The sequence below is a fragment of the Streptomyces sp. NPDC003077 genome, from assembly GCF_040611095.1.
Lineage (GTDB): Bacteria > Actinomycetota > Actinomycetes > Streptomycetales > Streptomycetaceae > Streptomyces.
The window spans coordinates 25,382-42,129 of the sequence record NZ_JBEXNM010000002.1 but is presented as its reverse complement, the minus strand read 5'-3'; the positions used below and the strand labels follow the sequence as shown (position 1 = coordinate 42,129).

Genomic DNA, 16,748 nt, shown 5'->3' with positions numbered 1-16,748 from the left:
AGAAGAGAGCAGCCCGCATGGCTACAGCACCAGTCACCAGCACCGACGACGTACGCGCCAGGGCGACGGCGGCCCTGGCGGGCTGCGGGGTCGACCTCGCCGCGTACAAGGGCGACGCCCTGACCGCGCGTACGCCGATCACCGGGGCCGGACTGTTCGGTCTGCGCACCGACACCCCCGCCGACGTCGACCGGGCGGTCGAGGCCGCGCACACGGCGTTCCTCGCCTGGCGGACGACCCCGGCCCCGGCGCGCGGCGCGCTCGTCAAGCGGCTCGGCGAGCTGCTGGCCGAGCACCGGGAGGAACTGGCCGACCTGGTCACCGTCGAAGCCGGAAAGATCCGGTCCGAGGCGCTCGGCGAAGTGCAGGAAATGATCGACATCTGCGACTTCGCGGTCGGTCTGTCCCGCCAGCTCTACGGCCGCACCATGCCCTCCGAGCGCCCCGGCCACCGGCTGATGGAGACCTGGCACCCGCTGGGCGTCGTCGGAGTGATCACCGCCTTCAACTTCCCGGTCGCGGTGTGGGCGTGGAACACCGCGGTGGCCCTGGTGTGCGGCGACACCGTCGTGTGGAAGCCCTCCGAACTCACACCGCTCACCGCGCTCGCCTGCGCCGCCCTCCTGGACCGGGCCGCGGCGGAGACCGGCGCCCCGGCCCACCTCAACCAGGTCGTCCTCGGCGGGGCGGAGATCGGCGAGCGGCTGGCCGACTCCCCGCGGGTGCCGCTGGTCAGCGCCACCGGCTCGACCCGGATGGGCCGGGCGGTCGGGCCCCGGGTGGCCGCCCGCTTCGGCCGCACGCTGCTGGAACTCGGCGGCAACAACGCCGCCGTGGTCGCCCCCTCGGCGGACCTCGACCTCACCGTCAACGCCACCGTGTTCGCCGCCGCCGGCACGGCGGGCCAGCGGTGCACCACACTCCGCCGGCTCATCGTGCACGAGGACGTCGCCGACACCCTCGTCGCGCGGCTCGCCCGCGCCTACGACCGGCTGCCGGTCGGCGACCCCTTCCAGGACGCCACTCTGGTCGGACCGCTCGTCAACGAGGCCTCCCACGCCAAACTGCGGGCCGCCCTCGACCGGGCCACCGCGGACGGCGGCACCCTCGTCACCGGCGGCGAACGGCAGCTCGCCGACGCGGCCCCGGACGCGTACTACGTCCGCCCGGCGCTCGTCCGCATGCCCGCGCAGACCGACGTGGTGCGCGAGGAGACCTTCGCCCCCCTCCTGTACGTCCTGACCTACCGGGACCTCGACGAGGCCATCCGGCTCCAGAACGACGTCCCGCAGGGCCTGTCGTCCGGCATCTTCACGAACGACCAGCGGGAGGCGGAACGCTTCCTGGCCGCCGACGGCGCCGACTGCGGCATCGTCAACGTCAACATCGGCACGTCGGGCGCGGAGATCGGCGGCGCGTTCGGCGGCGAGAAGGAGACGGGCGGCGGACGCGAGTCCGGCTCCGACGCCTGGCGGGCCTACATGCGCCGCGCGACGAACACCGTGAACCACTCCGGCCGCGTGACGCTCGCGCAGGGGGTGAACTTCGCCCAGTAGCCCGCGCGGCATCCCATCGACGTACCGCCCCGGTCCGGCGCTGTCGGACCGGGGCGGTGGCATGGGTGGCTGCCGCCGCCGTCCTCGAACCGGTGATCGGTTACGCTGACCGCTCCGCCGCGTGACGATCGCCGGCCCGCCCCCGGAAGCCACGGATCGCCCGGCGAGAACAACCACCCCCCCTGCGTCAGGACACCGGCCTGCCCACCGGCAGGACGCCGTGTCGCGGACGCACGAAGGAGACAGCGATGGCGGACCGGCGCCCCGACAGCGGCAGCCTTGACCAGGACACATCGTCGGCGAAGGCACATGGCCCGGCCCGGGAGCCGCGGCCTGCCTTATTGCGGAAGGACGGCGGGGGGTCGTCGGAATCGCTGGAGTCGCCGCAGCCGTCGGGGTCGTCGGAGTCGTCCGGGGAGCCGACGACTGCGGCTGAGGCATCGGACGTCGGTGACGAGGGTGAGGGTGGCGGTGACGGTGCGGCGTCGGGGGGAAGCGCGGCGGCGGACACGAAGGTGACGGCGGGGGAGAGCGCCGGGGCGGTTGCCGAGGACGCGGACGACGAGGACACGGACGAGGACACGGACGCGGGCGAGGGCGCGGGCGAGGCGGCTGCTGGGAGCGATCCCAAGGCGGTTGCCGAGGACGGGCCCGAGGAGGCCACCGCTGCGAAGCCGTCTGGTCCCGTCGTCGCCGCGCCGGACGCGCGCGAGGAGGCGGACGGGAAGGGCACGCGGGACGCGCAGGACGCGGGTGACGAGGACGCGACTGCCGCGCGCGATGTGCAGGACGCGGAGGACCGGGAGAACCCGAAGGACCCGAAGGACACCAAGGACACCAAGGACGCGACCGCCACGGAGGACCCGAAGGACGCGACCGCCACGCGCGATGTGCGAGAGAAGGACGAGAAGAACACGAATGACGAGAAGAACACGAAGGACGAACCGCAGGACGTGAAGGCCACACCCACCCCGCGCGCCGCGCAGGACCCCGTCCCCGTCCCCGTTCCCGTTCCCCCGGACTCCCCGCCCGACCCGCTCGTGGAACCCACCGTCACCCCGCCGCCACCGCCCACCCCGGCCTTGGTGCGTCGCCGTGGCGTCGTGATCGGGACGGCCGCCGTGGCGCTCCTCGTCCTGGTCGTCCTCGCCGTCCAGTTGCTCCGCCCGCTGCCCGAGCCGACCCTCGCCATCGAGAAGGGCGCGTCGTCCTTCACCATCGGCGGGGCCCCGTTCACCATGCCGTGGCCCGACGAGGGGCAGGGCGCGGTCATGGTCGTGGGCTCGGGCGGCGTCGGGACGTTCGGGGAGCAGAAGCCCGTCCCGACAGCGAGCGTCGCCAAGATCATGACGGCCTATGTGATCCTCCGCGACCACCCGCTCAAGAAGGACGAGCCGGGTCCGCGCATCGCGGTCGACGCCCGGACCGTCGAGGAGGGCAAGGCGGCGGACGAGTCGCGCATAGAAGGGCTGCGGGTCGGCCAGACGTTCAGCCTCCAGGACATGCTGAAGATGCTGATGATCCCCTCGGGCAACAACGTGGCCCGGCTGCTCGCCCGGTGGGACACGGGGACGCAGGACGAGACCGCGTTCGTCCGCAAGATGAACGCGGCGGCCAAGTCGCTCGGCATGGAGAACACCACCTACACCGACCCCAGCGGCCTGGACAAGGGGACCGTCAGCACGGCCGTCGACCAGCTCAAGCTGGCGGAAGCGGCCATGCGGTTCGAGGTCTTCCGCATGGTCGTCGCCCTGCCCAACGCCGACATCCCCGGGTACGGGCGCATCAACAACAACAACGACTGGCTGATCCTCCTCCCGCTGGGCATCAAGGGCATCAAGACCGGCTCGAACACCCCGGCGGGCGGCACGCTGTCGTGGGCCGCGTACCGGACGGTGGACGGCGAGGACCGGCTGATCCTGGGCACGATGCTGGACCAGCACGTCACCGGCCCGGACCCCAACGGCGCGAACAGCCTGGTACTGGTGCAGGAGAACAGCGTCAAGGTCATCAAGGCGGTCCGGGACGCGCTCACCTCGGAGCGGGCGCTGCGGAAGGGCCAGGTCGTCGGACACGTCGACGACGGCCTCGGCGGCCGGACGCCGGTGGTGGCCACGCGGGACCTGAAGGTGATCGGGGTGCCGGGGCAGAAGCTGGGACTCACCTTCCGCGCCGACGACAAGCCCGTAGCCGTCGGGGCGAAGGCCGGCACCGTGGTCGGTGAGCTGGTATTGGGCGGTGGCGGCCCGGAGGCGCTGCGGGTGCCGGTGGCGCTGCGGTCCGAGCTGCCGGAGCCGTCGCTCGGGACGAAGCTGACGCGGGTGGGGTGAAGGGCACGCGGCGGGCGCGGCCGGGCTGAGGGGCGCGGGGCGGGCGCGGCCGGGCATCGGTGGCCGCCGCGCCCGCCCGCGCTTTCCCCGACGCCCGCCCGCGACCGGGCCTGGCGCAATGCCCCACGCGGGCCTGCCGACATGCCCCCACGCGGACCCGGCGCAACGCCCCCCGTGGTCCGTCCTCCCCTCCCCTCCCCTCCCCACCTCACGTCAGCGCGGCGACCACCTGCTCGGCAGCCTCCGCGATCAAGGACTCGCTCGGCCGGACGTCCCGCGTCGCGCGCTCGGACATCACGGCCATCACCAGCGGCGGCGCGGACCGCGCCGGCCACACGACGGCGACGTCGTTGGCCCGGCCGTACTTGCCGCTCCCGGTCTTGTTGGCGACCCGCCAGCCCTTCGGGAGCCCGGCCCGGATGCGTTTGCCGCCGGTGGTGGTGCGCACGAGGAGGTCGGTGAGCAGGGCGCGTTTGTCGGCGGCGAGCGCGTCGCCCAGGACGAGGGCGCGGTAGTCGGCGGCGATCGCCCGGGGCGTGGTGGTGTCGCGCGGGTCCCGGGGGTGGCTCCGGTGCAGCGCGGGCTCGTACCGGTCGAGGCGGCTGACGGTGTCGCCGAGCCCGCGCAGGTAGGCGGTCAGCCGCTCGGGTCCGCCGAGATCGCGCAGCAGCAGGTTGCCGGCCGTTCCGTCGCTGTGCCGGACGGCGGCGTCGCAGAGCTCGCCGATCGTCATGCCCTTGGCGACGTTCGCCTGGGTGATGGGCGAGATGGAGTCGATGTCGTCCCAGCTGTAGGTGACGCGCTGGTCCAGGTGCCGGAGCGGGTTGCGGTGCAGGACGGCGGCGACGGCGAGCGGCTTGAACGTGGAGCAGAACGCGAAGCGCTCGTCCGCCCGGTAGGCGACCGTCGCGCCGGTGCCGGTGGCCAGGGCATACACCCCGAGCCGGGCGTCATACTTGCGTTCGAGCGCGCGGAACGGGGCGGGGTCCGTGGCCGGCGCGGAGGACGAGGGGGAGGCGGACGAACGCGCCGGTGCCGGGGCGGCCGAGCGGTCCCCCGTCCCACCGCACCCCGTCAGGGGCAGCAGAACCGCCGCGGCGAGGAGGGAACGGCGGGATGGGCCGGACTGCTCTAAGGACATGCGGTGGTACCTGCTTTCGGGAAGCCGAGTCGCACTCTGCCGGGGCGACGCGTGAAAGGGACCGTTGTCGTCCTCCGCGTGCGGATGTCGCACGCGTTCGGACGAGCCACGCATGCGGACGAACCACGCATGCGGACGTTCCACGCGTTGGACGGTCTACGCGTTCGGACGATCCAACGCGTCCGGATGTTCCACGGGTCCGGGCGTTCTACGCGTCGGGATCGGCAGAGTACAACTCGGGTTTCCCGCCTCCTGATCGGCTCGCGCTCGCGCACGAGCGCGGAAGCGGGGCCGGCCGCGGTCCGGTCCGGGCGCAGGCGGCAGGGCACGGGCATCGGGCCGCGCGGCGCCGCCGAGCAAGCGCAGGTAACACTCGTGCGTTTGACCGGGCAAGCGGTCCGCAAGCCCGTCACCGCCCTGCTCGCCTCCAGACGGGCTCAGTCCCGGTTCTCCTGCAACTTCACCATTTCGGAAAAACTCCCGGCCTGGTCCATCAGCTCCTCGTACGTGCCCATCTCCGAGACACGGCCCCTGTCGAGGACGACGATCCGGTCGGCGAGGCGGGTGTTGGCCAGCCGGTGGGTGATGAAGACGGTGGCGCGGCCGGCGGCCAGAGCCTTGAGGCGGGTGTAAATCCGATGCTCGGCACGGGCGTCGAGCGCGCCGGTCGGCTCGTCCATCACCAGCACGGGGGCATCGCGGTGGAAGGCACGGGCGACCGCGACGCGCTGCCACTGTCCGCCGGACAAGTCGTGCCCTCCCCACCAGGAGCGCGCGAGGGAGGTGTCGAGACCGTGGGGCAACGCGGCGACAACGGAGTCGGCGCCGGCCGCTTCGGCGGCAGCGTGCACGGCGGCATCTCCTTCGGGGCGGGGCCGGCCGAGTGTGATGTTCTCCCGGGCCGCCAGCGGCCAGCGGGTGTAGTCCTGCGGCACGAGCGCCACCTTGGACAGCACCCCGGCCGGGTCGGCGTCCGCCAGCTCCACGCCGTCCCACCGCACCGACCCCGCCGTGGGGAGGAACAGGCCGGTCAGCACGCGGGCCAGGGTGCTCTTGCCGGCGCCGTTCTCGCCCACCAGGGCAATGACTTCGCCACGTTTGAGATCCAGGCTGACGGCGTCGAGCGCGGGTCGGTCGGTTCCGGGATAGGTGAAGGAGACGTCCCGGGCGGTGATCACCTCAGGTCCGTCCTCGGCGACGGCGGCGGTGCCGCGGCGGGTTGTCCACGGCTTGGCGACCGTGAGGAAGCGGGCCCAGTCCTCCAGGGACAGCGATGTGCGGAAAAGCAGGGCCCCCGCCCGGACCGTGATGGCCAGTGCGGCGCCGGAAGTCCGTACGGCCAGGGCGGCGGTCCCCGCCACGGCGGGCTCCATGCGGCCGGTGGTCACCAAGAGCACGAGCATGCCCCAGGTGGCGACGGTGCCCACAGCGGTGAGCGTGTCACCGACGCCCTGCGCCACCAGGGCTTGCCGCGTCGCCTGGAGCTGTTCCGCCTCCAAGCGGTCGGAGATGATGCGGTACTGACGGATCAGAAAACCGGCCATGGTGCCCGCCCGGACCTCGTCAGCGGTGTTCCGCTCCGTTGTGTAGGAGCGGAAGACGTTCCGTAGCCGGGAGTCCGCGAGGTTGCGGTGGTGGGCGGCGTGCTCGATCCGCGCACCGCGCACCGCGCCCCAGGCGCACGGGATGACGGAGGCGAGGAGCAGGGGCAGCAGCACTGGGTGCAGCACGGTGACGACCGTCCCCGCGGCGGCCATCCGGGCTGCGGCGGAGGTCAGCAGTTGGGCGGCGAGGATGAGATCACCGGCTTTCTCCGCCCCGTCGGAAGCCGCGTCGTGGGCGTCGGCGAAGTCCGGATCCTCGTACGCCACCAGCTCGGCGGCCGTCGCCGCGGTGATGATCTTCAGGTCGGCTTCGCGTACGGCCTTCGGCGCGAGCCGGGCGGCGGACGCGTGGGCCGCGGCGTCCAGCAGGTAGCGGCCGGACGCGGCGAGTGCGAGTACCACCACGGGGGTCAGGTTCTCGCGCAGCCCTGTGGCGATGTCGGGGTGGGTGAACACGGCGGTCAGCACGCGGGCCGTGGCCGCGAGCGCGGTCGCGGTGAGCGCGGCGGCGCCGGTCTGACAGGCCAGCAGGGTCAGGACGGCGCGGCGGTCGGTGCGCAGGCCCAGCCGGGCCGCCTGGGCGAGGGCGGACGGCAAACGGCGTGCCATCGTGCCGGTGGACAGATTGACGTTTGCCTCGCGGTGCCGGTCGGATTCCAGACGCATGACCGGCGGCTGATCCGCCGCGGCAACGGGCGGGGAGGGCACGGAAGAGCTCACGCGCCCCATGAGGGGGCGAACCGGACGTCCGGCGCAACGGGATTGTTGTGCCCACCCCACATCGCTCCTGGTCGATCTCACCTGGCCGTCGGCGACACTCTCAGGTTTTCACTCGTTCCGGTGAGGCCGGTGCCCGGGGCGTGAAGGCTGGGCCGGGCCCCCGGACCACGGTGGCCCGGAAGCGGTTACGGCATGGACAGGACCGGCATCCAAGGCTGGTCGACGGCGTCTGCGGTGTCGCGGCCCACTGCGCCTTCGGGGGCCTCGGCCCAGGCGTGCGCGGCGTCGGGGAGGAAGCGGGCGCCGAGGACCCAGCGGGCCCGGCGGCCGGTGAGTGCGGTCGCGATGACGGTGGCGAGGCTGAGTTCCCCGCACGCGATCCGGCCCGGCCACCATGAGGGAGTCACCGCCAGCACCGCCGCGTGGAGGGCCTCCAGCCGGGGCAGGCGCACGTCCGGCAGCCCGCGCGGTAGCCGGACGACCGCGATCTGCCACCGCAGCGGCAACCGGCACACGGCCAAGGAAAAGGCAAGGGCGGTGGCGGCCACCAGCCGGTCGCGTACCGGAGCGGTGGGCCGGGTGGTGGGAACCATGACCGTCATCGACGCCACCACCTTTTCCGCGCCTTCTGGAGCCGGTCGGTGTCCAGAAGCACACCGGCGGCCACGAGCTCGTCGACGAAAGCGGTGATCCGGCCGCTGACGGCTCGCGGGTCCTGGCCGGTTTGGACGGCGATCTCCTCGGCGAGTCCGGCCGTGCTGCCGCGGGCGGCCACGGCGTGCCAGATCCGGGAGGCGTCCTCGTCAAGCATGAGCCACCTGGCGCGCCGGACGTCGAGCACCGCGGTGCCATGGGGGCCGGTGGCGTAGTGGACGCTGGGTGCGGGGGTCAGCATGCCGTCTCCGGCGCGGGCTTCCGGCCGGTCAGCCACGAACACGTCACGATCAGATGGTGCAGGTCGGCGATCATCATGGCGCTCTGGCCCCTGGCCGCCCGCGCGAGGGCGGTGCGGACGGTCGCGGGGTCGATGAGACCGCTGTCCACCAGCGGACTCGACGCGATCAGCGTGTCGAGCCTGTTCCGGTGCCGGGCGAGTCCGGCGATGCGCTGGGCGGTGAACGAGCCCTTCGAGCGCCGGGAGGTCAGCCAGTCGGGTAGCTGAGGGAGGGCAGCCCGCAGCAACGGCTTGTAGGCCACCAGCCCGCGCCGGGCGAGGGCCGGGACGGCGAACGCGGCGCGGACCACCTGGTTGTCGAGGTAGGGATACACGGGGTTCACGCCGAGCGCGTGGCTGTATGGAGCCCACCCGCGGGCGGAGGCACCCACCGCCCGCAGGGCGGCCCACTGGTCGAACTCGTCGGCGTCCTCCGTCTGCCGGTCGCCGGCCGCCTGCCGCAGAAACGCGGCGACCTGGTGGCGGCCGTGACCGGTGAGCCAGGACGCCCCGGCACCAAGGCGGCACCATGACCAGCCGGGCGCAGCCGCCTCAAGCGTCACCGGCCCGCGCTCCAGGGTCTCGGCGGCACGCTTCAGGGAGCCGCTCCTGCCCAGATCGGCGGCCTGCTTGAGGGCCTTCCAGTACGGGCCCGGCGCGGTGTTGCGCAACCGGGCGAACGCCACGACCTGCCGGTGCGCTTCGCGCCGCCGACCGTCCTGGAGCAGGCGCACCCAGCAGGAGCCGGAGGCGTCCAGGACGACGTCTCCGCCGTGCCCGGTCAGATGCAGCGGCAAGGAGCGCACCGGCTGGAGGTAGCAGGCGTCCATGGCGTAATTCACCGCCTCCAGCACGGGCTCGGCCCCGGCAGGCTGTCCGGAGGGAAAGCCGAACGGCAGTTGCCCATCGCCTCCGGCGGCCACTGTGTGCGCGATGCCGGTGTGCTCGGCGACGCGAGCGGCGAAGGCCATGTCCTCGCCACTGGTGTAGCCGTCGGTGTAGGTGACCGCGTGCACGGTCCCCGCGTCGGCGGCGAGGACGACGGCCGCCGAGGAGTCCAGCCCGCCGGACAGGTCCGCCCCCACCACCCCGCGTGCGGCGCGGACCCGGTGCCGAACGGCGTCGGTGAGCGCCTGCCCGAAGCGGTCGGCACCCTCGCGAAGCTCGTCCACCGGCTCGATGCAGCGGACATCGACGAGCTGTGGCGGCGCCCCGGGAGTGAGCAGCAGCCCGAACCCGCCGGGCACCAGGCGGATCTCCTCGTACGGGGTGCGGTGCGGCCAGTGGTGCTCACCGGCGGCGAGCCGGGCCGCCAGCCACGGCAGGTCCGGCACGGTCGGACGCCCCAGAAGGCGGGCCTCCGTCGCCCACGCCGTCGCCCGGCCGCGCGACGTGTAGAAGATCCCCCGGAGACCGGCCAGGTCCCCGCATACGAACCGCTGCCGGCCGCTGCCCGCGATCACCCAGTACGAACCCGGCCAGCCCGTCAGCCGGTTCCACAGGCCGGCCCGCACCGCCCGAAGCCCGGCGCGCAGGTCCTGCTCGGTGACCGGGCAGTCGCCCACGACGGCCAGGGCGAAGGGCCCTTCGGCGACCGCGCGCAGCCGCGCGCCCGGGGCCCGGCGGACGTCGCTCATCCCGTCGATCACCATTCCTGCGGCAGTGCTCCCACCACCGGTGATCCATTCCTGTTCCATGTGCTCGTCCTCCCCTGGACGGCCGACCATGTGACCGGGATGCGGCCGCGCGAACGGCCGCACCCCGGACTGCTCGCTTGCGCCGCGGCGTGTCAGTCGCTCTCGAAGTAGTTGGACTTGTCCGCGTCGTTGGCGTTCTGGCGGCCCAAGGTGAGGGCGACCACTGAGTGGGCGCTGATCTGCGGCGCGAAGCCGCCGATGTCCGGCACCGTGGCGGACGGGTCCGCCTTGGTGGCGGACGAGCGGGTGTGGGGGATCTGAGCGGTCATGACCGGCCTTCCGTTCCATCGGGGAATGTGAGGTCGTGCTGCCTCTATGTCACCGCGGCCGGAGGCCCGTTCCCAGAGACGGAGTTGGGCAGTTCCCGGGAGTTGATCTGGGAGAAAGGTGGGACGCGCCTGGGACGTCAGTCTTGTCAGCCTTGGAGAAGGCCCAGCACAGCCCGCTGGTAGACGGCGTATACCTGTGGCAGCTCAGCCAGGTGGGCGCGTTCGTCGATGCCGTGCAGCCCTTCATAGGGCACCCCGAAACCGGCGGTGGCCGCGATGCCCTCCCCGGCGAGCAGGTTGCCGATGTTCGACGGCCCGGCGGTCTTCGCCGTGACCGCGAGCCCGGCCTCGGCGGCAGCCTCCAGCAGGGCGGCGGCGGGCTGCTCGTCCTCGGTCAGGCGGAAGGGCGGCCAGGCCGCGACCGGCGTGATGTCGGTGGGCGCCGGGGCGGGCAGCTCCGCGTCGAGCTCGGCGACCGCCTTGCGGACCAGCGTCTCGGCGTCGTGCGCGTCGAAGGACGGAACCGTACGGATGTCGACCTTGAGGTCGCACCGGTCGGGGGTGACCGAGAAGCCCTGGCCGCCGTGGAAGGAAGTCACCGACAGCTTCGGCGGCAGCGGGAACCCCGAGGAGGCGTCGACGCCGGGCAGCTCGGCCGCGTCCAGCAGGCGCACGAGGTGGGCCGCCCGCGAGATCGCCCCGACCACACGCCGGCTCGATCCGGAGTGCCCGGACGGCGCGTGCACGGTGATGTCGGCGCGCCACAGGCCCCGGCCGCCGACCACGACGTCGTCCAGTCCGGGATAGCCGATCATCACCCCGGCCGGGCGGACGGCCCGCGGGTCGGCGAGGTAGGCGCGGGCGCCGCCGAAGCCGCCGGTGTGCTCGTCCACGTCCAGGAGCACGGCGAGTCCGCCGTGCAGGGCCTCGGCACGAGGTGCGAGGTCGGCGGCGATGTGGCAGAACATCGCCGCGGCGAGCTTGGAGTCCGCCGAGCCACGGCCGCGCAGCCAGCCGTCCACGATGTCGCCGGAAGCCGGCGGGAAGGACCAGGCGGACTCGTCACCATACGGAGCGGTGTCCACGCACGCGTCGAGCGTCCACCACGCGCCCGGCCGTCCCCCGGGGAGCTCCACCAGCAGCCCGACCGGTTCGCCCGCTCCGTCGTGCAGGCGGCGGTGCGGCAGGACATGGGCGGTCAGCCACTCCTCCAGCACGCCCAGGACCGGCCCGTAGGCGTCGATCCCGGCCCGGCTCGGGCGCCGGACCAGCTCCTGGGCCAGCTCGATCACGGACGCCGCGCGGGCCTCGGCCGCCTGCCGCAGATGGTCGCTCACGCCTCTTCCTCGCCCCTATGGGTTGTGCCGTACCGGCAGCGCACGGACGGCCTCGATCGTCTCCACCGGCCGCGCGGACGCGCACGCCTCCCGCCCGTGGTGGACCAGCCCGACGGCTGCCTCCCGGCTGAGCAGAACGCCGCAGTCGAAACCCTCCGCCCCGTGAAACGACGGCAGTGGCACCACCGCCGCGGCCTCGGAGGCGACGAAGAACCGTTCCAGTGCCTCGGCCGGCTCCACCATCCCGATGTGCAGCGTCTTGACACCGTTGCGGCGCGCCGACGGATCGCGCAGTTCCAGCAGCCGCAGCAGGTGATCGGCCAGCACGCGGTGCCGGGGCGGCCCGTACAGCACCCGGTGATGGACCAGGTCCGGGTGCTGGGCCACGGCGGTCTCGATCGCCGCCAGATACGCCTTCTCCCGGCTGCGGGAACCGGTGACGACCAGGTGCTCACGCGCTCCGGCGGCGACGTCCACCATCGCCTCGACCAGATCGGTCCAGCGGGTGAGGACCCTGACGACCACCGTGGTGCCGGAGGACTCCAGCAGGCTGGTGACCGCGCCGTCCTGATGGGCGAACAGCACTTCGGGGCGTTCGCGGTGCAACCGGCACAGCCCGGCCCGGTTCCGCTTGCCGGTCCGGCGCCGTCCGGACTCCCACGCGCTCATCAGGCTCGCGTCCGACGCGCCTCCAGTGATCGCGTTCAGGGCGTCGGCGGCTTCTTCCAGCGTCATGTTCCGAGCCACCCTGGCCCGCTTGAGAGCCGAGTCCTTACTCCCGGCCACGGTCACGGACACCGCCCCCCATCGTCGGCTGTGTCCCCAGCCTTCCCCGCACGCCGGTCGTTCAGTGCCTCATGGCTCTCGCGGCCCCGCCCTCAGCGCCGTGCCGACCCGAATGCCGCATCCGCTGATCATGTGATTCGGGGGAAGCGCCGTCACAGCACCGGAGGTGGTGGGGGAGGGCGGGGTGTGGCGTGCCCGGCCGACGAGCGACGTCACACCCCCCGGCACATGTAACCGCCGCACCGGACGACGGGTAGCTGGTCCGCTACTGCTCAGGTGGCGCCGAACCGCACCCGCCTCCGCGCGGTTTCTGGACGACCCCAAGTCGTCGGCGGCCAGGGCAGGCCCCGACCGGGGGCATCTCTCCCTACCCCACCACCCCCCGCACATACGGCTCGATCAGCTCGGGCGCGAGCAGTGCGCCGTAATGTCCGAGGTCGGTGTCCACGATGTCCACCCGTGCGCCGCGGATGCCGGCCGCCAGCTCCCGCTGCGTGTCGGGAGGGTACGGCCGGTCGGTGGTGAAGCCGACGACCTGGGTGGGGGCGGTGATGCGGGCGAGGGCCTCGGCGATGCTGCCGCGGTCGCGGGCGACCGTGGCGCGCAGGGCGGTTTCGGAGAGGACGAGGTAGGCGTTGGCGTCGAAGCGTTCCCAGACCTTGTCGCCCTGGGCGAAGACGTACTCGCGGAACTTGTCGTGGCAGCCGTCCGCGTCGTGGTACCAGGCCTCGCCGCCGAACCGCTCCTGCCAGTAGCCCTCCGAGCCGTAGCGCATGTGGGCGAAGCTGCGGGCGAGGCCCATGCCGGTGCGCGGTCCGCAGCCCTCGGGCAGGTGGTAGAACTCGCCGCCGTGGAAGTGCGGGTCCTGCCGGACCATCTCCAGCTCCACGTACGTGTGCCCGGCCTGTTCGACCCGGGTGGCCGCCGCCACGGAGATCAGCAGGAGCCGGCCGACCCGTTCGGGGCGGGAGACGGCCCACTCCAGGGCGCGGGCGCCGCCGATGGACAGGCCGATGACGGCGTGCCAGCGTTCGATGCCCAGCGCGTCGGCGAGCGCGGCCTCGGCCGCGACCTGGTCGGCCACGTCGAGCGCGGGGAACCGGGACGCCCACGGCTTGCCCTGGGCGTCGAGGCTCGCGGGGCCGGTGCTGCCGTCGCAGCCGCCGAGGTTGTTGACGACCATGACGTGGAAGCGGTCGGTGTCGAGGGTCTTGCCGGGCCCGATGAGGGAGTCCCACCAGCCCTCGGCCCGGTGCCCGGGACCGGCCGGGCCCGCCGCGTGGCTGACCATGCTCAGCGGCGGCAGGATCAGGACGGCGTTGCCCCGGTCCGCGTCGAGGGTGCCCCAGCTCTCGTACGACATGGTCACCGGGCCGAGGGTCTGCCCGGAGGACAGGCGCAACGGCGCGTCGGCCGGGTGGGTTTCGACGAAGCGCCGGTTTCCCGGGGCGTCACCGGGCTGCCACGCTCCGGTGTTGTTCAGTCGCATGCCCGCGTTGTTCCTTCCGTGGCCGGGCCGGGCCCGGGGTGTTGGCCGGGGGTCGGGGGTCGGTGGTCGGGTGTCGGGTGGCGGGGTCGGGTGTCGGTGTTTGGTGCAGGGTGTCGGTCTGTCGGCCTGTCGGTCCGGGCGTGGGTGTCGGTCGGGGCTCGGGTGTCGGGCCGATCCCGGGTGTCGGTCCGATTCCGGGTGCCGGTCGGGCCCGAGTGTCGGTCCGGCCCGGGTATCGGCCCAGGCCGCCCCCCGGACTCGTGCCCGAACGCCGATCCGATCCCGGACGCCGCCCCGGCCCCGCCGTCGAAGTGACGCCCGCCCCATAGGCGAGGCGCACGACGCCACTCCGACGACGGAACCGACCCGGTGAGCGACGGGACCGACCCGGCAACGGGACCGCCCCGGCGACGGGACCGCCCCGGCGACGGGACCGCCCCGGCGACGGGACCGCCCCGGCAACGGGACCGCCCCGGTGAGCGACAGGACCGCCCCCGCGGCGCCCGTCACCGCTCGGCGTACCGGCTCCGCAGCGCCTTCTTGTCGAACTTGTTCGTGGCCGTTTTCGGGATCTCGGGCACGAACGTGAAGCGGTCCGGCAGCCACCACTTGGGCAGCCGGTCGCTCAGGAAGGACCGCAGCCCGGCCTCGGTGACCTCGGCGCCGGGGCGGGCCACCACGACCGCCAGGGGCCGTTCCTGCCAGCGGTCGTCCGGGACGGCGACGACGGCCGCCTCCAGCACGTCGGGGTGGTCCATCAGCGCGGACTCGACCGTGATCGAGCTGATCCATTCGCCGCCCGACTTGATCAGGTCCTTGCTGCGGTCGGTGATGCGCACGTAGCCGTCCGGGTCGATGGAGGCGATGTCGCCGCTGCGCAGCCAGCCGTCCCGGAACTTCTCGGCGTGGGCCTCCTCGCCGGGGTTCTCGTAACGCGTCGCCCCCCAGAACGAGCGGACGCCCAGCTCGCCCTGGGTCACCCCGTCGTGCGGCAGGACCTCGCCGTGCTCGTCCAGCAGCCGCAGCTCGACGCCGGGCACGGCCAGGCCCTGCGTGTAGTGGAGTTCGAGCTGCTTCTCGGGGGGCAGGGACTCCTGGCCGCTGCGGACGCCGGTCAGGGCGACCAGCGCCAGGTTCTCGGTCATGCCGAGCGCCTGGTGCATGGTCACCCCGCGGTCGGCGTACCGGCGGACCAGGCCGTACGGGATGGCCGAGCCGCCGCAGACGATCCGTTCCAGGGAGGCGAACACCTCCTTGGGCGGGGCCAGTTCGTCCAGGGCGAGCCAGAAGGTGGGCACGCCGGCCGCGAGCGTGACCCCCTCCCGTTGCAGGCTCGTCGCGATGGCCCGCGGTTCCAGGTGTGGTCCGGTGAACACCAGCCCCGCCCCGGCCATGGCCGCCGCGTACGGCAGCCCCCAGGCCGCGGCGTGGAACAGCGGCGTCAGCGGGAAGAGCACGTCCCGCTCGCGGACCCCGAAGGCGTCGGCCGCGCACATCATCAGGGAGTGCAGGACCAGCGAGCGGTGCGAGTGCGCGACGCCCTTGGGGTTGCCGGTGGTGCCGCCCGTGTAGCACAGGCACGCGGTGCGGTTCTCCGCCACGTCGCGCGGCTCCTGGGGCTCGGCCGCGGCCAGCAGCTCCTCGTAACCGTGCGCGTCCGCGAACGCGGGGTGCACCTCGCTGCCGTCGGGGATCACCACGAACTCGCGCACGCCCTCCAGGCGGGGCAGCACCCGCGCGAGCTGCCCGGTGAGGGCGGCGTCGACCACCATCACGCGGGCGCCGGAGTGGGCCACGACCCAGGCGATCTGCTCGTCGGAGAACCGGACGTTGACGGGGACGAGCACGTCGCCCGCCATCGGGACGCCGAAGAACCACTCCAGGTGCCGGGTGCTGTTCCAGGCGAACGTCGCGACCGCGCCGCCCGGCTCCACCCCCAGCCGCGCCAGGACGTCCGTCAGCCGCAGGACGCGTTCCCGCAGGGCCGCCCAGGACGTGCCGCCGGGGCGCCCGGCGGTGTCCACCTCACGGATCTCCTTGCCGGGTGCCACGGCGACCGCGCGCCGCAGCAGGGCCGCCACGGAGAGCCCTATTCCGCCCTGTGCGGTCACGACGCAAGCTGGACGAGGGTCATGCCGTCGTGGACGGTGAGCAGCGCCGTGCGCACGCGCGGGTCCTCGGCGATGTGGCGGTTGAACTTGACCACGTCGTGCGCCCAGTTGGCGAACATGCGCTCCACCCACTCCTCGCCCGTCTTCGCCTCCTCGGCGGGCGGCAGGTCGCGCAGGTGCAGGACCTCGCCGCCCCACATGGTGTTGTCGACCACCAGGAGGCCGCGCGGGCGCAGCAGGTCGCGGGCGAGGATGCTCTCGAAGTACTTGATGTAGTTGGGCTTGTCCGCGTCCATGAAGATGAGGTCGAAGTCGCCCTCGACGCTCTGGAGGGCGGAGAGCGCGTCGTCCAGCACGGTCGTAATCTTGTGCTGGTGCGGGCTGCGGGCGAAGGCCCGGTCGGCGATCTCCTGGGTGCGCTTGTCGGCGACGTAGTTGTCGATGGTGACGATCTCGCCGTCGTCCGGCAGCGCCGACGCCATGGCGATGGTGCCGTGCCCGGTGAAGGTGCCCACCTCCAGGACGCGGTTCATGCCGGCGGTGCGGATCAGCGTCTGGAGGAAGGTCGCCTGCACCGGGGAGGTGCTGATGTCCGCCCACTCGGGAGCGAGCCGGGTGGTCTCCTCCTCGATCTCCCGCAGCTCGGCGGAGACCGGAGAGGAGCAGCTCTCCGCGTACTCCCGCATGCCTTCCCGGAAGATGGAGGGCTTTTTGAAGACGGCGTCGGTCCTGTGTTCCATGATTTCTTCCCTCGGCGTGTGAACGGACGTGCGG

Annotated in this window: 13 protein-coding genes; 2 read left to right on the top strand and 11 right to left on the bottom strand. The window is 73.1% G+C overall.

The features are described from left to right. Positions 1 to 17: 17 nt before the first annotated feature. Both ABZX96_RS01565 and ABZX96_RS01560 read left to right on the top strand, forming a co-directional pair. Positions 18 to 1,556: an aldehyde dehydrogenase family protein gene (locus tag ABZX96_RS01565; RefSeq protein ID WP_355535999.1), complete on the top strand. Its 1,539-nt coding sequence runs from the start codon at positions 18 to 20 to the stop codon at positions 1,554 to 1,556. A 515-nt stretch (positions 1,557 to 2,071) separates the two neighbouring features. Further along, on the top strand, positions 2,072 to 3,886 hold the full coding sequence (locus ABZX96_RS01560) for a serine hydrolase (protein ID WP_355535996.1): 1,815 nt from the start codon (positions 2,072 to 2,074) through the stop codon (positions 3,884 to 3,886). A 208-nt stretch (positions 3,887 to 4,094) separates the two neighbouring features. On the opposite strand, the gene bla is transcribed toward ABZX96_RS01560, so the two are convergent. From bla to ABZX96_RS01505, 11 genes are all read right to left on the bottom strand, one after another. Beyond that, the gene (gene bla / locus ABZX96_RS01555; RefSeq protein WP_355535993.1) at positions 4,095 to 5,027 is read right to left on the bottom strand and encodes a class A beta-lactamase; all 933 of its coding nucleotides are present in this window, start codon (positions 5,025 to 5,027) and stop codon (positions 4,095 to 4,097) included. Between the two features lie 437 nt (positions 5,028 to 5,464). Next, complete coding sequence (locus ABZX96_RS01550; RefSeq protein ID WP_355535990.1) at positions 5,465 to 7,297, bottom strand: ATP-binding cassette domain-containing protein; 1,833 nt, start codon at positions 7,295 to 7,297, stop codon at positions 5,465 to 5,467. Between the two features lie 239 nt (positions 7,298 to 7,536). Beyond that, positions 7,537 to 7,953 carry a lasso peptide biosynthesis protein gene (locus ABZX96_RS01545; protein WP_355535988.1) on the bottom strand — a complete coding sequence of 139 codons (417 nt, stop codon included), beginning with the start codon at positions 7,951 to 7,953 and terminating at the stop codon, positions 7,537 to 7,539. After that, on the bottom strand, positions 7,950 to 8,246 hold the full coding sequence (locus ABZX96_RS01540) for a PqqD family protein (RefSeq protein ID WP_355535985.1): 297 nt from the start codon (positions 8,244 to 8,246) through the stop codon (positions 7,950 to 7,952). Before ABZX96_RS01540 ends, ABZX96_RS01545 begins: the two co-directional genes overlap by 4 nt. Then, positions 8,240 to 9,982 carry an asparagine synthase-related protein gene (locus tag ABZX96_RS01535; protein ID WP_355535982.1) on the bottom strand — a complete coding sequence of 581 codons (1,743 nt, stop codon included), beginning with the start codon at positions 9,980 to 9,982 and terminating at the stop codon, positions 8,240 to 8,242. Before ABZX96_RS01535 ends, ABZX96_RS01540 begins: the two co-directional genes overlap by 7 nt. A gap of 92 nt (positions 9,983 to 10,074) precedes the next feature. Continuing rightward, positions 10,075 to 10,251, bottom strand: coding sequence for a hypothetical protein (locus ABZX96_RS01530; RefSeq protein ID WP_355535979.1), 177 nt, complete (start codon positions 10,249 to 10,251; stop codon positions 10,075 to 10,077). Positions 10,252 to 10,397: 146 nt separating this feature from the next. After that, a complete protein-coding gene (locus ABZX96_RS01525) occupies positions 10,398 to 11,588 on the bottom strand; it encodes a M20/M25/M40 family metallo-hydrolase (RefSeq protein ID WP_355535976.1) in 1,191 nt (396 codons plus the stop codon). Between the two features lie 15 nt (positions 11,589 to 11,603). Further along, complete coding sequence (locus ABZX96_RS01520; protein WP_355535973.1) at positions 11,604 to 12,323, bottom strand: XRE family transcriptional regulator; 720 nt, start codon at positions 12,321 to 12,323, stop codon at positions 11,604 to 11,606. 418 nt (positions 12,324 to 12,741) lie between these two features. Beyond that, a complete protein-coding gene (locus tag ABZX96_RS01515) occupies positions 12,742 to 13,863 on the bottom strand; it encodes a homoserine O-acetyltransferase (protein WP_355535970.1) in 1,122 nt (373 codons plus the stop codon). A 506-nt stretch (positions 13,864 to 14,369) separates the two neighbouring features. Continuing rightward, positions 14,370 to 15,974 carry a long-chain-fatty-acid--CoA ligase gene (locus tag ABZX96_RS01510; protein WP_355535967.1) on the bottom strand — a complete coding sequence of 535 codons (1,605 nt, stop codon included), beginning with the start codon at positions 15,972 to 15,974 and terminating at the stop codon, positions 14,370 to 14,372. Continuing rightward, positions 15,971 to 16,714: a class I SAM-dependent methyltransferase gene (locus tag ABZX96_RS01505; RefSeq protein ID WP_355535964.1), complete on the bottom strand. Its 744-nt coding sequence runs from the start codon at positions 16,712 to 16,714 to the stop codon at positions 15,971 to 15,973. Before ABZX96_RS01505 ends, ABZX96_RS01510 begins: the two co-directional genes overlap by 4 nt. Positions 16,715 to 16,748 lie beyond the last annotated feature (34 nt).